Origin of the sequence: Mycobacterium sp. IDR2000157661 (assembly GCF_022317005.1) — a bacterium.
Classification (GTDB): domain Bacteria; phylum Actinomycetota; class Actinomycetes; order Mycobacteriales; family Mycobacteriaceae; genus Mycobacterium.
The window spans coordinates 4,683,767-4,701,820 of the sequence record NZ_CP081006.1 but is presented as its reverse complement, the minus strand read 5'-3'; the positions used below and the strand labels follow the sequence as shown (position 1 = coordinate 4,701,820).

Annotated in this window: 20 protein-coding genes; 12 read left to right on the top strand and 8 right to left on the bottom strand. The window is 67.8% G+C overall.

Features of this window, described 5'->3' with window-relative positions; translation table 11 throughout:
- Window positions 1-3: 3 nt before the first annotated feature.
- From frr to rlmN, 3 genes are read left to right on the top strand one after another with little or no spacing between them, the layout of a single operon-like run.
- Window positions 4-561 carry a ribosome recycling factor gene (gene frr, locus K3G64_RS24125; RefSeq protein WP_238887992.1) on the top strand — a complete coding sequence of 186 codons (558 nt, stop codon included), beginning with the start codon at window positions 4-6 and terminating at the stop codon, window positions 559-561.
- The gene (locus tag K3G64_RS24120; protein WP_238887990.1) at window positions 561-1,439 is read left to right on the top strand and encodes a phosphatidate cytidylyltransferase; all 879 of its coding nucleotides are present in this window, start codon (window positions 561-563) and stop codon (window positions 1,437-1,439) included. Before frr ends, K3G64_RS24120 begins: the two co-directional genes overlap by 1 nt.
- Before the next feature lie 39 nt (window positions 1,440-1,478).
- Complete coding sequence (gene rlmN / locus K3G64_RS24115) at window positions 1,479-2,612, top strand: 23S rRNA (adenine(2503)-C(2))-methyltransferase RlmN (protein ID WP_238887988.1); 1,134 nt, start codon at window positions 1,479-1,481, stop codon at window positions 2,610-2,612.
- Here rlmN and K3G64_RS24110 read toward each other — a convergent pair.
- Genes K3G64_RS24110 through K3G64_RS24095 form a run of 4 tightly spaced genes read right to left on the bottom strand, consistent with a single transcriptional unit; the run spans window position 2,603 to window position 6,234 of the window.
- Window positions 2,603-3,025 (bottom strand): nuclear transport factor 2 family protein, encoded by a 423-nt coding sequence (locus K3G64_RS24110; protein WP_238887987.1) that lies wholly within the window; start codon window positions 3,023-3,025, stop codon window positions 2,603-2,605. The two genes, rlmN and K3G64_RS24110, sit on opposite strands and share 10 nt — an antisense overlap.
- A complete protein-coding gene (locus K3G64_RS24105; RefSeq protein ID WP_238887985.1) occupies window positions 3,018-4,505 on the bottom strand; it encodes an aldehyde dehydrogenase family protein in 1,488 nt (495 codons plus the stop codon). Before K3G64_RS24105 ends, K3G64_RS24110 begins: the two co-directional genes overlap by 8 nt.
- Before the next feature lie 32 nt (window positions 4,506-4,537).
- On the bottom strand, window positions 4,538-5,083 hold the full coding sequence (locus K3G64_RS24100; RefSeq protein ID WP_238887984.1) for a TetR/AcrR family transcriptional regulator: 546 nt from the start codon (window positions 5,081-5,083) through the stop codon (window positions 4,538-4,540).
- A gap of 47 nt (window positions 5,084-5,130) precedes the next feature.
- A complete protein-coding gene (locus K3G64_RS24095) occupies window positions 5,131-6,234 on the bottom strand; it encodes an ecdysteroid 22-kinase family protein (protein WP_238887982.1) in 1,104 nt (367 codons plus the stop codon).
- Between the two features lie 44 nt (window positions 6,235-6,278).
- Between K3G64_RS24095 and K3G64_RS24090 the strand changes: the two genes are divergently transcribed.
- Window positions 6,279-7,445: a CaiB/BaiF CoA transferase family protein gene (locus K3G64_RS24090; RefSeq protein WP_238887980.1), complete on the top strand. Its 1,167-nt coding sequence runs from the start codon at window positions 6,279-6,281 to the stop codon at window positions 7,443-7,445.
- Here K3G64_RS24090 and K3G64_RS24085 read toward each other — a convergent pair.
- On the bottom strand, window positions 7,426-7,962 hold the full coding sequence (locus tag K3G64_RS24085; protein ID WP_238887979.1) for a TetR/AcrR family transcriptional regulator: 537 nt from the start codon (window positions 7,960-7,962) through the stop codon (window positions 7,426-7,428). The two genes, K3G64_RS24090 and K3G64_RS24085, sit on opposite strands and share 20 nt — an antisense overlap.
- A 38-nt stretch (window positions 7,963-8,000) precedes the next feature.
- Here K3G64_RS24085 and K3G64_RS24080 point away from each other — a divergent pair, with 38 nt between their 5' ends.
- Entirely contained in the window at window positions 8,001-9,242 is a 1,242-nt protein-coding gene (locus tag K3G64_RS24080; protein WP_238887978.1) for a cytochrome P450, read from the top strand.
- A gap of 8 nt (window positions 9,243-9,250) precedes the next feature.
- On the top strand, window positions 9,251-9,442 hold the full coding sequence (locus K3G64_RS24075) for a ferredoxin (protein WP_238887977.1): 192 nt from the start codon (window positions 9,251-9,253) through the stop codon (window positions 9,440-9,442).
- A gap of 46 nt (window positions 9,443-9,488) precedes the next feature.
- Here K3G64_RS24075 and K3G64_RS24070 read toward each other — a convergent pair whose 3' ends face one another.
- From K3G64_RS24070 to K3G64_RS24060, 3 genes are all read right to left on the bottom strand, one after another.
- On the bottom strand, window positions 9,489-10,358 hold the full coding sequence (locus tag K3G64_RS24070) for a hypothetical protein (RefSeq protein WP_238887975.1): 870 nt from the start codon (window positions 10,356-10,358) through the stop codon (window positions 9,489-9,491).
- 106 nt (window positions 10,359-10,464) lie between these two features.
- Window positions 10,465-11,280: a thioesterase family protein gene (locus K3G64_RS24065; protein WP_238887973.1), complete on the bottom strand. Its 816-nt coding sequence runs from the start codon at window positions 11,278-11,280 to the stop codon at window positions 10,465-10,467.
- Window positions 11,277-12,095 carry an SMP-30/gluconolactonase/LRE family protein gene (locus K3G64_RS24060; protein WP_238950973.1) on the bottom strand — a complete coding sequence of 273 codons (819 nt, stop codon included), beginning with the start codon at window positions 12,093-12,095 and terminating at the stop codon, window positions 11,277-11,279. Before K3G64_RS24060 ends, K3G64_RS24065 begins: the two co-directional genes overlap by 4 nt.
- 81 nt (window positions 12,096-12,176) lie before the next feature.
- Here K3G64_RS24060 and K3G64_RS24055 point away from each other — a divergent pair, with 81 nt between their 5' ends.
- From K3G64_RS24055 to K3G64_RS24030, 6 genes are read left to right on the top strand one after another with little or no spacing between them, the layout of a single operon-like run.
- Window positions 12,177-12,881: an NIPSNAP family protein gene (locus K3G64_RS24055; RefSeq protein ID WP_238887971.1), complete on the top strand. Its 705-nt coding sequence runs from the start codon at window positions 12,177-12,179 to the stop codon at window positions 12,879-12,881.
- On the top strand, window positions 12,878-14,110 hold the full coding sequence (locus tag K3G64_RS24050; protein WP_238887969.1) for a cytochrome P450: 1,233 nt from the start codon (window positions 12,878-12,880) through the stop codon (window positions 14,108-14,110). Before K3G64_RS24055 ends, K3G64_RS24050 begins: the two co-directional genes overlap by 4 nt.
- 1 nt (window position 14,111) lies before the next feature.
- Entirely contained in the window at window positions 14,112-15,080 is a 969-nt protein-coding gene (locus tag K3G64_RS24045; protein ID WP_238887967.1) for a zinc-binding dehydrogenase, read from the top strand.
- Complete coding sequence (locus tag K3G64_RS24040) at window positions 15,077-15,823, top strand: HpcH/HpaI aldolase family protein (RefSeq protein WP_238887966.1); 747 nt, start codon at window positions 15,077-15,079, stop codon at window positions 15,821-15,823. Before K3G64_RS24045 ends, K3G64_RS24040 begins: the two co-directional genes overlap by 4 nt.
- Window positions 15,820-16,545, top strand: a complete 726-nt coding sequence (locus tag K3G64_RS24035) for an SDR family NAD(P)-dependent oxidoreductase (RefSeq protein ID WP_238887964.1) — start codon at window positions 15,820-15,822, stop codon at window positions 16,543-16,545. Before K3G64_RS24040 ends, K3G64_RS24035 begins: the two co-directional genes overlap by 4 nt.
- Complete coding sequence (locus K3G64_RS24030) at window positions 16,527-18,053, top strand: flavin-containing monooxygenase (RefSeq protein WP_238887962.1); 1,527 nt, start codon at window positions 16,527-16,529, stop codon at window positions 18,051-18,053. The genes K3G64_RS24035 and K3G64_RS24030 overlap by 19 nt, the downstream gene beginning before the upstream one ends.
- Window position 18,054: the final 1 nt, after the last annotated feature.

Genomic DNA, 18,054 nt, shown 5'->3' with positions numbered 1-18,054 from the left:
GCCTTGATCGACGAAACGCTCTTCGACGCCGAAGAGAAGATGGAGAAGGCCGTGTCTGTGGCGCGCGACGACCTCGCCTCGATCCGCACCGGCCGGGCCAATCCCGGCATGTTCGCGCGCGTCAACGTCGACTATTACGGTGCCGCCACGCCGATCACGCAGCTGTCGAGTATCAACGTGCCCGAGGCCCGGATGGTGGTGATCAAGCCCTACGAGACGAATCAGCTGCGCAACATCGAGGACGCGATCCGCCACTCCGACCTCGGCGTCAACCCGACCAACGACGGCAACGTCATCCGGGTGTCCATCCCGCAGCTCACCGAGGAACGCCGCCGCGACCTGGTCAAGCAGGCCAAGGCCAAGGGCGAGGATGCCCGGGTGTCGGTGCGCAACATCCGTCGCAAGGCGATGGAGGAGCTGCACCGCATCAAGAAGGACGGCGAGGCGGGCGAAGACGAGGTGGCCCGCGCGGAGAAGGACCTCGACAAGACCACCCACACCTACACCACCCAGATCGACGAGCTGGTCAAGCACAAAGAAGGCGAGCTGCTGGAGGTCTAGTGACCGAGCAGCACCCCAAACCCGTGACAGACAAGCCGGTCGACGAACCGCAGAAGAAGAAGTCGCGGGCAGGCCGTGACCTGCCCGCCGCCATCGGTGTGGGCGTGCTGCTCGGTGCAATGGCCATCGGCATCCTGCTGTTCGCCCCGATCGGATGGCTGCCGGTGCTTGCGGTCTTCATCCCGATCGCCACCCACGAGGTGATCCGCCGGCTGCGGGAGGCGGGCTATGCGTTGCCTGCCGTCCCGTTGCTGGTCGGCGGACAGGCGATGATCTGGCTGACGTGGCCGTTCGGCACCGTCGGCCTGCTCGGTGCCTACGGCGGAACGATCGTCGTGTGCATGGTATGGCGCCTCGTCGGGCACGGACTGCGCGAACAGCCCGTCAACTATCTGCGCGACATCTCGGCGGCGGTGCTCGTGGCTACGTGGGTGCCGCTGTTCGCCAGCTTCAGCGCGTTGCTGGTCTTCCAGGACCACGGTGGTGGCCGGGTGTTCACCGTCATCGCCAGCGTGGTGTTCGCCGACATCGGCGGCTACGTCGCGGGCGTGCTGTTCGGCAAGCACCTGATGGCGCCCGCGATCAGCCCGAAGAAGTCGTGGGAGGGATTCGGCGGCTCGCTGGTGTTCGGCACCACCGCCGCCGTCGTGTCGGTGGTGTTCCTGCTCGACAAACCCGCCTGGGTGGGGATACCACTCGGGTTGATGCTGGTGGTCACGGGCGTGTTGGGCGACCTGGTGGAGTCACAGGTCAAGCGCGACCTCGGCATCAAGGACATGGGCGCGCTGCTGCCCGGTCACGGCGGCATCATGGACCGCATCGATGCCATGCTGCCCTCGGCCGTCGCCGGCTGGATCGTGCTGACCCTGTTGGCCTAGCAGTACACCCGGCCCCGCCCGGCATACTGGAAGGGCATCATGTCCGACTCTCCCGTGGCCCTGCCGCTCGTATTCGACGCGCCGCGACGCGCAATGCCGCCGCGGCACCTCGCCGACCTCGACGAGGCAGGCCGCGCCGCGGCCGTTGCCGATCTCGGGCTGCCGGCCTTCCGCGCCAAGCAGTTGGCCAATCAGTACTACGGGCGGCTGATCGCCGATCCGCACCAGATGACCGACCTACCTGCCGCCGCGCGCGATCAGGTCGCCGACGCGCTGTTCCCGAAGCTCCTCGACGCCGTGCGGGAGATCGAGTGCGACGCGGGTGAGACCCGCAAGGTGCTGTGGCGCGGGGGGGACGGCACGACGTTCGAGTCGGTGCTGATGCGGTACCCCGAGCGCAACACCGTATGCATCTCGTCGCAGGCGGGCTGCGGTATGGCCTGCCCGTTCTGCGCGACGGGCCAGGGCGGGCTCAAACGCAACCTGTCGACAGCCGAGATCCTCGAGCAGGTCCGTGCGGCGGCGGTGGAACTGCGCGACCGCGACGGTGACGGGATCGCGCCCCCCGCGCGCAGCGGCAGACTGTCCAACATCGTGTTCATGGGCATGGGTGAGCCGTTGGCCAACTACCACCGCGTGCTGGCCGCGGTGCGTCGCATCACGTCCGCACCGCCGCACGGGTTCGGGATCTCGGCGCGTGCGGTCACCGTGTCGACGGTCGGCCTGGCGCCTGCGATCCGCAAATTGGCCGACGAACGGCTCGGTGTCACGCTCGCGGTGTCGCTGCACGCGCCCGACGACGAACTGCGCGACACGCTGGTTCCGGTCAACAACCGATGGAAGGTGGCCGAGGTACTGGACGCGGCGCGGTACTACGCCGACGTCACCGGGCGGCGCGTCTCCATCGAGTACGCGCTCATCCGCGACGTCAACGATCAGCCCTGGCGGGCCGACCTTCTCGGCAAGCGGTTGCACGGCGCGCTGGGCCCGCTCGCCCATGTCAACCTGATTCCGCTGAACCCGACCCCGGGCAGCCAATGGGACGCCAGTCCCAAAGCGGCGGAGCGGGAGTTCGTCAGGCGGGTCCGCGGGCGCGGGGTGTCCTGCACGGTTCGCGACACCCGCGGTCGCGAGATCGCCGCCGCCTGTGGGCAATTGGCCGCTCAGGGGTGATCGCCGAGACCGTCCGGGCGGTTGACGAACCAGACGTTGTCCTCGCGCAGTTGCCGGCTGCGCCAGCCGTCGGGCGTGCGCACCAGATCGTGGAAGTAGTAGCCGCCGCAGGAACTCTGCTCGGCCATGCCGGGCAGCTGCATGGGGTTGTAGAACATCGCACGCACCTTCGCGGTGTCGCCCTCGACCTCCGCCTCGATGTTGGTGATGTAGTGCATGCTCCACGGGATCGTGGCGAACGCGGTGCCGAACAGCTCGGCAATCTCGTCGCGCGACCCCGGCGGGATTCCTGCCGACGAGTAGTCGATCACCGCGTCTTCGGTGAACACCGAGCGGTAGAGCTCCCAGTCCTTGGTGTCGACGGCGCGCGCGTAGCGGTAGAGCAGCCGTGCGATCTCGGCGTCGTCACTCATTCGGCATGCCGATGGTCTTGGCCTCCAGATACTCCTTGTAGCCCTCCTCGCCGTTGCGGTAGCCCAGGCCGCTCTGCTTGGTGCCACCGAAGGGACTGTTGATTCCGAAGTGGCTCTTGCCGTTGATCGTGACGTTGCCGGTGCGCATCCGCTTGGCGACCTCGAACGCACGGTCGACATCGCCGCTGCTCACCTCACCGGACAGGCCGTAGATGGTGTTGTTGGCGATCGCGACCGCCTCGGCGTCGGTGTCGAACGGGGTGACGGTCAGTACGGGACCGAAGATCTCCTCCTGTGCCACTTGCGAATTCGGGTCGACGTCGGCCAGCAGCGTCGGCTGCGTGTAGTAACCCACGGGCAGGTTCTGCGGGATGCCGCCGCCGGTGACCAGCCGGGCACCCGAGTCGACGCCGCTCTTGATGAGGCCGAGCACCTTCTGCCGTTGGGTCTCGCTGATCTGTGGGCCCTGCATGTTGCCCGGTGTCCACGGATCGCCGATCGGAAAGTTCTCCATCATGTTCTTGAGGATCTCCAGGCCTTCGTCATAGCGGCTGCGCGGCAACAGGATCCGGCTCGGCAGGATGCAGCTCTGACCAGACATGACGCACGCCATCATCGCGGCCATCGACAGCGCCGCATTGAAATCGGCGTCGTCGAGCACGATGTGGGCCGACTTGCCGCCGAGTTCGAGCAGTGTCTTCTTCACCGTCGGAGCGGCGGCGGCCAGAATCGCCCGCCCGGTTGCCGTCGACCCGGTGAACGTGATCATGTCCACCCGGGGGTCGGCGCTCAGCGCGGCGCCGACCTCGTTGGCATTGGACACCACGACGTTGAACACGCCGGCGGGAATGTCGGTCTCCTCGGCGACGATGCGCCCGTATTCCGTGCCCGACCACGGCGTCAGCTGAGCGGGCTTGAGCACGACGGTGTTGCCGGCCATCAGCGCGGGTACCGTCTCGGCGACGTTCAGGTAGAACGGCACGTTCCACGGAGTGATCGCGCCGACCACACCGACCGGCTCGTAGTGGATCTTCCGCCGCGCGGGTCCGAGCGGCGTTTCGTGCACGCCGTTGTCGACCAGATAGTCGAACGCCTTGCCGTGTGCTGCCCAGTGCCTGACCTCCTCGATGGGGCTCTCGATCTGGCTACCGCTGACCGAGACCGGGCAGCCGACCTCGGTGATCAGGATGCGGCGCAACCGTTCCTTGTTACGTTCGAACGCCTCGTGCAGTTGGGTCAGGCAGTGGTGGCGGAAGTCCAGATCCTGCGACCAGTCGGTCTCGTCGAACGCCCGGCGGGCCGCGCCGACGGCACGCGCCATGTCCTCGACCGTTCCGTCGGTGGCTCGGCCGGCCACTTCTTCGCTGGCCGGATGGACGACGTCGAACGTCGCGCCGCTGGTCGTGGACCGCAGCTCTCCGTCGATCAGCATCCGTTCGTCGCCAGCGAGCACGCCGGTCTCACTCTGCACTTGCGTCATGCTGACCAGCTTTACAAATTCTGGACCGAGTGTCAGCCGTTCGACTTGATTCCGACCGCGTGCCGCAGCTGCGCCAGAAACTGGTCGTCGTCATCGCTGCGGACGATGTAGTGGGAGACGGCGACCCGGATTGCGGTGGCGGCCTTGACCGCTGCGTTGGGCCCCGCCAGCAGCTTCTCAAGCCTCGCCCGCATGATCGGGATGATCTTCGCCAACTGCGCGATCACCACCTCGGGTTCGATGTCGACGAGCCGCACACCCGAGTAAGAGTGCTGGTAGTCGACGATGAAGCGCAGTGCGGCGTCGAGTTTCTCGGCGCCCCGAAGACCTGCGGTCGCTTTGCTGATGCCGTTGTCGAACAGGTCGCGCTCGTAGACGCCGAACGCCGTGAGAAGTTCCTGCTTGTCGGCGAACCAGCGATAGAGTGTCGGCCGGGAAACGCCGGCCTGAAGGGCGACCTCGGACAGGCTGAGCTTGGTCTGCCCACTGCGGCCGAGGACCTCCGCCGTCGCGACCAGGATTCGGTGGCGTGTCGAGGTGTCCTCGCCTCCGGATGCGTCGCGCAGCGGTTCGTTCACAGTGTCAGGCCTTCACGGTCGGGTTGGTGATGATGGTAGAGCCTCGATCACAGTGACTTCCGGAGTACGGCGACGGTGTCGAGATCCTCGAGCGCCGCGACGCCGCGCCGCAGCCCTTCCAGTGCGATGCCCTCGGCCTGCATGCCGCCAATTCCGGCGGTGATCATTGCGGCGACATAGCCGTACAGCGCGCCCTGCCGGTAGCGCTGCCACAGGTGGTCGCGATCCAGCTGCGGGCCACCGGCTGCGGACAGGGCTTGGCGGTAGACGTCGAGCAGGTCGCGTTGATGGTCCCGGCGCTCGGCCGGCGTCATGCTGGTGACGAGGGTGTAGGCCAGTTCGCGGCTGGGGTGCCCGCGCCGGACCGCCTGCCAGTCCAGCAGACCGGCCGCGCCGTTGCGGAAGTAGGTGTTGCCCGGATGGGCGTCGCCGTGCATGACTGTGTGCGGCGGCTCGTCGATGAGGCGGGCGACGGTGCGGTAGTTGTCGTCGATGAATCGGCCGGCGCCGACCCCGATGTCGGTGCGTTCGGCGATGCGGCGAGCCGATGTCTTCAACAGCGGGCCGGTCAGCAACGCGGCGGTGTCGCCCGATGCCGTGTACAACCATGCCGGCACCCGGCACCAGAACGTGGCGTGCAGGCGGGCCAGGAGTTCGACGATCGAAGCGGCCCGATCCGCGCTGATCGGGTGCAGCGTGTCGGGGAACTCGCACTTGTCAGCCGGCAGATCCTCCAGCACGAGGACATAGCGGCCCGTCATCGAGTCGAAGGCCGCGCCGTGGCACGTCGGCACGCCGGTCAACTGCGGCGACAGTTCGCGGTAGAAGCGTGTCTCCGTCGCGCCCAGCCTGCCCATCTCACCCATTAGGCGGGTCGCGACGGTCTCGGCGGCCATCTTGACGAACACCGACGCCGGAACGTCGTCGCCGGTCAGCGCCAGCCGAACCCGCGCGGAGGTGCCCGCATCACCGCCCAGCACGGATACCTCGGCGACGCGACGGCCCATGATGCGCGACAGTGTCTGGGCATCCAGGTCGGCGGCGGTGCGCGGAAATGAGCGGAGGCGCCCGATGACGGCGTCGGCGGCGATACGTTGTACGCCGCGGCCGAGGTGGGCCGCCAGGCCGACGACCGGGGGAGCGTCACTCACCCGGCCAGTTTACAAATCAGCGCCGTAATGTAAAGAAGGTATCGATGGCGGGGCCCCTGGAGGGTGTGCGGGTCGTCGAACTCGGCGTGTGGGTGGCGGGGCCGGCGGCGGGCGGCATTCTCGCCGACTGGGGCGCCGACGTCGTCAAGATCGAGCCGCCGAGCGGTGATCCGGGGCGGATGTTCGGCCGGATGCTGGGCATCGAGGGCGGGGTGAGCCCGCCGTTCGAGATGGACAACCGCGGTAAGCGCAGCGTCGTGCTCGACGTGACGACGCCCGACGACCGGGCGACGGCGCTCGAATTGATCGACGGCGCAGACATTTTCCTGACCAACGTCCGCCCCGGCGCGCTCACCCGGATCGGCCTGGACTTCGCCGCCGTGGCCGCACGCAACCCGCGCCTGGTGTACGGGTTGATCACCGGGTACGGGGAGCGCGGACCCGACGCCGACCGCGCCGCCTACGACGTCGCCGCGTTCTGGGCGCGAGCGGGCCTGGCGCACCTGCTGACCCGTCCCGGCGAGACGCCGCCCTTCCAGCGCGGCGGGATGGGCGACCACATGGCGGGCATGACGCTGGCCGGCGCGGTGTGTGCCGCGCTGGTCGCGCGGGCCCGCACCGGCGAAGGACAGTTGGTCAGCACCTCGCTGTACCGCCAGGGCGCCTACACGGTGAGCTTCGACCTGAACACCTTCCTGCTGACGGGCCACTCCATCGCGGTCGGCCAACGCGAGACCATGGGCAACCCGTGCATGAACAACTACACCGCCGCCGACGGGCGCCGGTTCTGGATCGTGGGCCTGCAGGCCGGCCGGCACTGGCCCCCGCTGTGCCGCGCGGTCGGCCGGCCCGACTGGCTGACCGATCCCCGCTTCGACACCCCGCAGGCGCGTGCCGCCAACGCGGTCGAGCTGATCGCCTCGCTGGACCGGATCTTCGCGACCAGGGCCCTCGACGAGTGGGCGAAAACCTTTGCCGCCGAGCCGGATTTCTTCTGGTCACCGATCAACACCGTCGAGGACGTGGTGGCCGACGAGCAGTTCCACGCCGCCGGCGGCATGGTCGACGTCCCCGACGCTGATGGCGGCGCACCGATGGTCGCCACGCCCGCCGACTTCCACGGCACGCCATGGGCGCCGCGGTCGGTCGCGCCGCGGCTGGGCGAGCACACCGAGGAGGTGTTGGGCGAGCTCAGGGGGCGAAATGCTTGACCCGCGCGGCGTGGCGTAGCTGGTCGAGGAAGTTGTCGTCGTCGTCGCTGCGAACCAGGTAGTGCGACACCGCGACGCGCACCGCGGTGGCGACGGCGAGAGCGGGATCCTGTCCGGTGGCGAGCTTTTCGAGCCGGTGGCGCATCAGCGGGATCACTCGCGACAGCCGCTTGATGACCTGTTCGGGTTCGATGTCGATCATGCGCAGACCGGGATAGGACTGCTGGTACTCGACGATCACCCGCAGCGCCGCATCGAGCCGCTCACACGCCGGAAGCCCGGCCGTCGCCGCGGTCACCGCGCGCTCGTAGTACTGACGCTCCCACACCACGAAGGCGTCGAGGAGGTCGCGCTTGGAGGCGAACCACCGGTACAGCGTGGGGCGCGAGACACCGGCCTGCGACGCCACTTCCGACAGGCTCAGCTTCGTCATGCCGTGGCGCCCGAGCACTTCCGCCGTCGCGGCGAGGATGCGCTCCCGCGTCGATTGGTCGGCTTCGGCGGCCTGCATCGTCATAGCTTTACAAATTTTTCTCGAAGTGTCACGCTCAATCGGTGACATCCGCTCGTGAGTTCAGTCCGATCGACATCACGTCGCACAGCTTCTGGAGCCGGCCGTTCGCACAGCGGGATGAGAGCTTCGCGTTGCTGCGCGCCGGCGAGGGGCTCACCTGGCACGAGCCGCTGCCGTCGTTGTTTCCCATGGAGGAGCCGGGGTTCTGGGCGCTGACGCGACGCGCCGACATCGCCTATGTCAGCCAGCAACCCGAGTTGTTCACCTCGGCCCGCGGCGTGGCGCTGGACCCCATGCCGGCCGAGGTCCAGCAGTTCGCCTCGTTCTTCCTCACCATGGATCCGCCGCGGCATTCGGTTTACCGCCGGTTGATCAGCTCGGCGTTCACGCCGCGCCACGTGCGTCAGATCGAGGAACAGATTCACCGCGACGCGGTGGCCATAGTCGACGACTTGGTCGGCGCCGGCGAGATCGACTTCGTCGCCACGTGTTCGGCGCGGCTGCCGATGCTGACCATCATGAAGATGCTCGGCGTGCCCGCGGCCGATCAGCCGAGGGTCGCCAAGGCCGCCGAGAAGCTGTTCAGCATGAGCGACGACGAGTACAGCACGCTCGAGGAGCGGGCCGCCGACACCGTCAACGAGATCATGCTGCTCTCCGGCACCGGCGTGGACCTGGCGAAGTTCCGGCGCGACAACCCCGGCGACGACCTGATGACCAGCATGGTCAACGCCGAAGTGGACGGGCACCGGTTGACCGACGAGGAGGTCGGCGCTTTTCTGATCCTGCTGGCGTCGGCGGGTAACGACACGACCAAGCAGGCGACGACGCACACGATGATGGCGCTGGTCGAGCACCCCGAGCAACTGGACTGGCTGATGGCCGACTTCGCGGGCCGGATCGGACTGGCGATCGAGGAGTTCGTCCGGTGGTCGTCGCCGGTGCTGCAGTTCGCCCGCTTCGCGACCGAGGACACCGAGATCAACGGGCAGCCCGTCGCGGCCGGCGACAAGGTCGGGCTGTTCTACTGTTCGGCGAACCGCGATGAGAGCGTGTTCGACGATCCGGGAACGTTCGACCTGCGACGCTCACCGAACCCGCACCTCGGTTTCGGTGGGGGCGGACCGCACTTCTGCCTCGGCAGCCAGCTGGCCAAGGCGGAACTCCGAAACCTGTTCCGCGAGTTGCTGACCCGGCTGACAAGCATCGAGTTCGGTGAACCCGACCTGCTGTACAGCAATTTCGTGAACGGCGTGAAGCGGCTGCCCGCGGTCGTTCGATAGGAGGGCTGATGCGCGTCGAAGTCGATCTCGACAAGTGCACCGGTCACGGCATCTGCGAGTCGATCGCCGACGACGTGTTCGAGGTGACTGAGGACGGCATCGTGGAGATCCACGGCGCCGAGCGGCCGGAGTCCGATCGGCAGCGCATGCAACAGGCCGTCACCCAGTGTCCCGCCGCGGCCCTGAGGCTCGTCGACTAGTTGTTCCTCTCGCTTGTTCCCCTCGCCGAAATGGAATTCCAGGTCGTCAGGCAGGCTGCTTGATGACCATTCCTTCTGTTTCGCGAACCGAGAACGCTCGCCGAACCTGATCGACGATATAACCGGGGCGGTCCTCGGCGATGACGCGGATGTGCAGCCATCCGAGACGATGAAGCATCGCGAGTCTTCGGACGTCCCACGCATAACGGCTTCGATCGGCGCGATGGTAATCACCGTCGTACTCCACCGCGATCTTGAGGTGTTCCCACCCCATGTCGAGGTAGGCGAAAGGCTTTGCAGCCGAGGCGAATACCGGAATCTGGGTAGCGGGACGGGTAAACCCCGCCTCGACGAGCAGAAGTCGCAGCCAGGTCTCCTTCGGTGACTGTGAACCCGGATCCATCAGCTCGAGGCATTCGGTCAGCCGGCGGACCCCACGGGCTCCCTTGTAGAGCTCGACCAAGGGCAGCACATGCTCGGCCGACGCTCCTGTCACCCGTGCCAGATCGTCCAGATGGGCAACGGCGTTCGACCTCATCAAGTGCCGTCCCAGGTCGAATGCGGTCCTCTGGATACTTGCCACGGGCATCCCGTAGAGCTCCACCACCTCGTCGATGGAAAACCGTTCGTTCCGCGTGACGATGCCGGGCGGGGGATGGTTGTTGTTCCACAGGAGCTCGATCGGTGAATCGTCGTCGACCCATCGCGCGCCGTGCAGTGCGGCAGCGGCACGGCCGGTGATGACGCCGCGTTCCCCTGACCAGAGGTACGCGCCAACCGTCCTGTCGTAAAGCGACGGATCACCGACCTTGGGCATGTACACATCGGGGTACAGGGCCTGAAACGCCGTTCGCAGCCCGGCGCGCGTGACCTCGCCCCGAGCGAGCGCTTGACTTCCAACAAAGATGGTTCTCATCACCGAATCGTGCGTATAAGGGCCGACATCCAGCGAGCAGGAAGCGACGGTTATCAACAGCCCGCCTTGATGGCCGGGAATTCCATTTCGGCGAGGAGTGGGAAGGTCAGCGGCCGGGCATGGGGCGGACGAGGACCGACTGCTGGATCGCGCCGACGGCACCGGACTGGTCGAACAGCGTGCCCAGCGTCGTCCCGATTCCATCCGGGCCGTAGCTGGTTTCGGCACGGATGCCGATCCACTGCCCCTCGGGGATCCGGTGCACGTGGACCACCAGATCGGTGTTCATGAAGGTCCACCGGCGGATGTCGAGCTTGGAGCCGATGCCGTTGGCATCGTCGGCGACCGCGAACAGCCGCTCCAGCGGCGTCATCGACTCGCCGCTGACCAGGTCGACCTCCGGCCGGATCCAGGACTCGCCGGGGCCCTCGCTCATCGGCCCGGTCAGCCACCGCCAGTCGAGGCTGTGGACGTAGTTGCGGTCCCAGTCCTTCTTCATGTCACGGTCTTTGGCCTCGGCGAGCGGGCGCAGCGGCGGCGCGGGCGCGTGCACCACCTCGCCGGTGTCGATGGTTTTCAGCCGCCATCCGCTTGCCTTCGCGACGGGCCGCGGTGCGCCGTCGGGTCCGGGCGCGAGCATCTCGGCGCTGACCAACTCGATCTGCTTGCCGGAGCGGTCGATTCGCGACCGCACCCATAGATCGCCCTCGGCCGGGACACCGCCGAGCAGGTCGACGAGCACCCGGCTCAACCGGGTGTCGTCTCGGGCGGCGCAGCGTTCGAGCGCCCGCACCAGCAACGCGGACACCGGCGCCCCGTGCTGGATCGCCGCCGACCAGGTGCTGCGGACGAGGTCGGTGGCGCGGAACTTCTCGCCGTGCGAATCGGCGGGGTCGACGAGTTCGTAATAGGCGTCGCTCATGGCAGGCCCGCTCCACCGATGTCGACGGTCGTCGCGTCGATCCGCGACAGCTTCGTACCGACCAGCCGCTGCGGATATGCGTCGGTGGTGGTGACGAGAAACAACGTGCGTCCCTCGGGACCGCCGAGCGCGCACGCGATGGCCGTTCTTTCGCCGACATCGATTCGGTCGGTGACGGTGCCGCCTTCGGTGATCCGCTCGAACCGGTGGGCCAGCGTCATCGCCGCCCACACCGCACCCTCGGCGTCCAGGCAGATGCCGTCCGGCGGGCCGTCGAGTCCCTCGGCGAACACCGTGCGGTCGGTGAGCGACCCGTCACCGCCGATGGCGAACGCGGTCAACCGCCGGCCGATCGACTCGGCGACGACCAGCCGCGCGCGGTCCGGTGTAATCACCATGCCGTTCGGGAAGGCGAGCTCGTCGGCGACGACGGTGACCGCTCCGTCGGGATCGACGCGCACGATGACACCGCCTTCGCGGGCCTGCGATCCGACATAGGCGCGACCGGCCTCGTCGACGACCATGTCGCCCAGCGCGGCAGGCACCACATCGCCCAGATCGGCCAGGACAGTGAGGGATTCGCCGTCATAGCGGAGCACCTGGCGCTTCTCGGTGGACGAGATCAGCAGCGACCCGTCGGGACGAAAACCGAGACCCGACGGCGCATGGCCGCCCAGCTGCAGCGTCGTCATGTCGCCGTGGAGGTTCACGGTGTGCACCGCTTCGCCGAGCATGTCGGAGAACCACAGCAGGCCTTCGAACCACCGCGGGCCCTCCCCGAAGCAGAAGCCGTCCGCCAGCGGCGTCAGCGTCATCATGCGGCCGCTCCCACACCTTTACAAAACACGCGACAAGTGTCACGCTCGCAGGGTGCCAGTGTCAACCGAGGGCAGGCCATGAAGAAGTTCTACGGCCATACGCTGCTGTATTTGCACGAGACGATCGATCTGGGATCGGGCCGCGAAGAGCGATTCACGGAGGTGTTCACCGACGTCTACCAACCGATGATGACCGAGCTCGGCGCGCGGTTGTTCGCGCTGTGGGAGACCACCCCGTACAACGGCCACTGGCCACAGGTCACGGCGATCTGGGAGATCGACACCTTCGCCGACTACGCGCGCATCGGCAAGGCCCAGGCCCGTGGCGGTTCCCACCGGGCCGCGGCCGCGATATGGGCGGCGTTCTTGGCCGAACTCGGCGCGACGGGCGAGGGCCGCATCATGTACGCGGGCAAGTTCAACAGAACCCTTGCGCAGCTGCGGGCCGAGGGATTCGGCGCCGGCCTGGTGATCCAGGAGATCATGCAGACCAAACCCGGCCGCCAGGACGACTACATCCGGGAGCTGGAGCGCCTCTATGTCCCGTGGTCGGAGCGCACCGGGAAGCGTTGGCTCGGTTCGTTCATCACCACGTTCCGGTTCAACGAGGTCATCCACTACTGGGCGCTCGACGGCGACTGGGATTGCTTCGCCAACCACTACCCGTCGTGGAAAGACAGCCCGCCGGCCGAGATCGTCACCTGGATGAGCGTCGCGCCTGCGCTGCGCGACGGCTGGGAGGACTCGATCCTGCAGGCCCTACCGCCATCCCCACTGCAATGAAGGCTCCGAAGTCAGAAGTGGTGCAGGACTTCTCCTACGATCCGTTCGACCCGGCGGTTATGGCCGACCCGCTGCCGTACTACCGGACTTTGCGCGACCACCATCCGGTCTACTACGTCGACAGGTGGGACACCTACGCGCTGTCGCGTTTCGAGGACATCTGGCGGGTGTTGGTGGTCAACGACGGCACGTTCGTCGCGTCGGAGGGAACGCTGCCCGCGGCAACGGTTCTGGGCCGTCACAACGACGGGCCCGTGCAGGATCCGCCGCTGCACCCGATGCCGTTTCACGCCAACTTCGACGCACCGGTCTACGACACCGTGCGGCGCTGCACCTCGGGCCCGTTCCGGCCACGGTCGGTGACCAACCTGGCCGACCGCATCCGCGCACTGGCCAACGAGCGCCTCGACGAGTTGCTGCCGCGCGGCACCTTCGACCTGACCCAGGACTACGGCGGTATCGTCGCCTCGTCGGTGGTGTGCAAACTGCTCGGCCTGCCGGTCGATCTCGCATCCGAGGTGCTGGCCACGGTCAACGCCGGCAGCCTGGCTCGGCCGGGCAGCGGCGTGGAGGTCGCCAACGCCCGCCCCGGATATCTGGAGTACCTCGTCCCGCTCGTGCAGCGCAGCCGCACCGAACCGGGCGGCAATCCGATCATCGACAACCTGATCGCCTACCGGTTGCCCGACGGGTCCGCGCTCGAGGACGTCGAGGCGGCCACCCAACTGCTGGGCATCTTCATCGGCGGCACGGAGACCGTGCCGAAGATCGTTGCGCACGGCCTGTGGGAACTCGGCCTGCGACCGGGCCAGATGTCCGCCGTGGCAGACGACTTGGATGCGAACGTGCCCGTCGCCCGTGAGGAGATGATCCGCTACTGCGCGCCCGCGCAGTGGTTCGCTCGTACCGTCCGCCGGCCGTTCACCCTGCACGACACCACGTTCCGCCCCGGTCAGCGGGTCATCACACTGCTCGCCTCGGCCAACCGCGACGAGCGCGAGTACCCCGCCCCCGACGACTTCCTCTGGAACAGGCCCATCGAGCGCCTGCTCGCGTTCGGCCGCGGCCAGCACTTCTGCCTCGGAGTACACCTAGCGCGACTGGAGATCACCATAATGGTGACCGAATGGCTCAGACGCGTCAGCGACTGGCGCATCGACCGCGAGGCGGCGTTGCGCCCGCCGTCGAGTTTCCAGTGGGGCTACAACAGCGTCCCGGTGGAGGTGTGACGTGTGGTCGTACCGACTCGTCGCGCCGTACACCTTCGAGCGCACCGACGTCGCCGAACCGACCCCGGATTCTCTGGAGGATCGCCAGGTGCTCCTGCGCTTCCGCGCCGCCGGCGTGTGCGGCAGCGACCTTCCACCGTTCCGGGGCGTGCGCGGCAAGATCCCGGGCGACCGTGGCCTGAGTGCCGCCGAGATGCCGGGCTTCCCGATCCACGAGGTGGTCGGCGAGGTGATCGCCAGCCGTCACCCGGACCACGCGCCGGCAGACCTCGTGGTCGGCTGGGCTTCGGGGTTCGACGGCCTGTCCGAACAGGTCGTCGCCGACGGCGACGGCCTGATGTCCTACGATCCGCAACTGAGCCCGCAGCACGCGGTGGCGCTGCAACCGCTGGCATGCGTGCTCTACGCGGTCGAACAACTGCCCGCCCTGCACGGACTGCACGTCGCGGTGCTCGGGCAGGGCTCGATCGGCCTGTTGTTCTCCTACGCCGCCAAGGCATTCGGCGCCCGGCACGTGACCGGCGTCGATCCCCTCGACCGGGACGCGGTCGCCAAGGAGTTCGGCGTCGACACGATCGTGCGCGCCACCAGCGACCGGTGGGTCAGCCACCTCGACTCCGGCGACCGGCCCGACGTCGTCATCGAAGCCGTCGGCCATCAGGTCGCCACCCTGAACCACGCCATCGAGGCCACCGCGCCGGGCGGCACCGTGTTCTACTTCGGGGTACCCGATGACGACAGCTACCCGATCAGCATGCACACCATGCTGCGCAACAACCTGACGCTGAAATCCGGTGTGACACTGGACCGGCGGCGGGTCCTGGCCGCAGCCGACGACTTTGCTCGTCGGCATCCCGACCTGCTGCCCGCATACGTCACGCACACCTTCGGCGTCGAGGACGCCCAGGCCGCGTTCGACTTCGCATGCCGGCCGGCGCCGGACCGCATCAAGATAGCGATCAGCGGATGACGACAACCAGACTGCAGCAGGCGCTGGCCGCCAGGGACCGCATCTGGGGTGGATGGGTCGTCGGCCCGACCATCATCGGTCCGGAGGAGTTCGCCGCCGCCGGTTACGACTACGTCGGATTCGACGTCCAGCACGGATATCTCGACGACGCCGACGTCGCGCTGCTGTTGCGCCGACTCGAACATGTCCCGATCGCGACGGCGGTGCGGTTGGCGTCACCCGATCCGGCGCCGATCGGGCGCGTGCTCGACGCAGGCGCCGATGCCGTGATCGTCGCAATGGTCGAGACTGCCGAACAAGCCGAGGCGGCGGTCGCCGCCACCCGGTATGCCCCCGCCGGGGTGCGCAGTTACGGGCCGTTGCGCGCCGACCTCGGCCGCGATCCGGTCGAGCACGAGGCGCGGGCCGCGGTGTTCGTGATGCTGGAGAGCGCGCGAGGGCTGGCGGCGCTCGACGAGATCTGCGCCGTTCCCGGGGTGACCGGCGTCTACGTCGGCCCGGCGGATCTGGCCATTTCGCTCGGCGTCGCCCCGGCCGATGCGTGGACCGCGTCGGTGGTGGCAGACGCCGTCGCCCGGGTCCAGGCCACAGCGGCGACGGCCGGACTGGTGACGGGAATTCATGTGGGTGCCGGTAAGCCCGCGAAGGCGATGGCCGAGTTGGGTTTCCGGATGCTCACGCTCGCGTCGGAGTCGCAGGCGCTGCGCCGCGGCGCGGCCGAGTTCTTGAAGGATGCGCAATGACAGGGGGCCGCGTTGCGCTGGTGACGGGCGCCGCACGTGGCCAGGGCGCGGCGATCGTCCGGCGGCTCCACGAGGACGGTTTCCGGGTGGCCGCGTGCGACGTCCGGATGGACGAACTTCAGGCGGGCGTCGATGAACTCGGTGACGATGGTGTGATCGCGCTGCCGCTCGACGTCACCTCGCCAGAGCAGTGGCGCGCCGCGGTGGGCCAGATCGTGGACCGCTTCGGCGCACTGAGCACGTTGGTCAACAACGCCGGCGTGCTGCACCGCACCGCGCTGGGCGAGGAGACACCCGAGGGTTTCGAGAGCAGCTGGCGATTCAACTGCTACGGGCCGTTTCTCGGCATCACGGCCGCGATCGGGCATCTTCGGCGGGCCGACGGCGCATCGATCGTCAACACCTGTAGTACCGGTGCGATCCGGGCCTTCCCGAACCACGCCGCGTACGGCTCGTCGAAGTGGGCGCTGCGCGGGCTCACCCAGATCGCGGCCACCGAACTGGCGGCCGACGGGATACGGGTCAACGCGGTGTTTCCCGGCCCGATCGAGACCCCGATGCTCGACGAGGCGGCCAGAAGCCGGATCACGGCCTCATTCGGCCGGCTCGGCAAGCCGATGGAGGTGGCCCATGTCGTCGCCTTCCTGGTTTCCGACCAGGCGTCGTTCATGACAGGCGCCGAACTCGTCGTGGACGGAGGGCAATGCCTTCGGATTGGATGAGGCATCGGATGAACCTGTCGGTCGGCATCATCGGCGCCGGACCGGGCGGTCTCGCACTCGGAATCTTCCTGCGCAAGGCGGGTTTCACCGACTTCACGATCTTCGACCGCGAGGACGGCGTCGGCGGAACCTGGCGGATCAACACCTACCCAGGGCTCGCCTGCGATGTGAAGTCGCACCTGTACAGCTACTCGTTCGACCTGAACGCCGACTGGTCGCGACTGTGGTCCGGTCAGCCGGAGATCCTCGACTATTTCGAACGCTGTGCGCAGCGTTACGACCTGGGCGCCCACCTCAAGCTGCACACCGAGATCGTGTCGGCCCGTTGGGAAGGGCAAGCCGGCACATGGCAGCTGGCGACGGCCGACGGCGAGCGTTACACCTTCGACATCGTGATATCCGCGGTCGGCTTGTTCACCCGACCGGTCATGCCGGACCTCGTCGAGGAGGAACCGTTCACCGGGACGCTGATGCACACCGCGCGCTGGGACCACTCCGTCGACCTGACCGGCGCCCGGGTGGCCGTGCTGGGAACGGGATCGACTGCCGCGCAACTGGTTCCGGAGGTCGCCAGGGCCGCGGCGACGGTGTACTCGGTGCAGCGCTCACCGACGTGGATCCTGCCCAAGCCCGACCGGCCGTACACGGAACGGGAGAAGTGGGTGTTCCGCAACATCCCGCTCGCCAAGAAGATCTATCGGACGCGGCTGTGGCTGCGCAGCGAGTCGAACATCTCGGTCATCGAGCACGGCAGCGACAAGACCGAGGAGTTCAAGGGCATCGCGCTTGCGGTGCTCGAAGCGACGGTCCCCGACGAAGAACTGCGCCGCAAGCTGACCCCGGACCATCCGCTCGGCTGCAAGCGGTTGGTGTTCGCCACCGACTACCTGCAGACCCTCACCCAACCGCACGTCGAGGTGATCTCCAGCCCGGCGAAGTCGCTGCGCGCGCGGTCGCTGGTCACCGCGGACGGCACCGAATTCGGCGTGGACGTGGTGCTCTGCGCGACCGGCTATGCGGCCGCCGACTACCTCGGGCAGCTCGACGTCGTCGGCGAGAACGGCGTGACACTTCGCGAGACCTGGGCCGACGGCGCGTATGCCTACCTCGGGATGGCGGTGCCCGGTTTCCCGAACTTCTTCATGCTGTACGGGCCCAACACGAACGTCGGCTCCAACAGCGTCATCTTCATGCTCGAGGCCCAAGCGCACTACATCGTGCGCGCGCTGAAGTACATGCGGCGCAGGCGCAAGGGATACGTCGCCGTTCGGCCGAAGGCCATGACCGCATTCCTTGCGAAGGTCGACGAGTGGATGCAGGGCACCGTGTGGCTAACGCGGTGCAGCAACTACTTTCGTGCCGCCAACGGCCGGGTCGTCACCCAGTGGCCGCGCAGCGCCCGGGCGTTCTGGGGGATGACCCGACGATTCAGACCCGCCGACTACATGTTCGGGCCGCCGCGGTCGCGGGCCCGGTCGGCCGAGACGCGAGCGGCGAGCAGGGCATAGG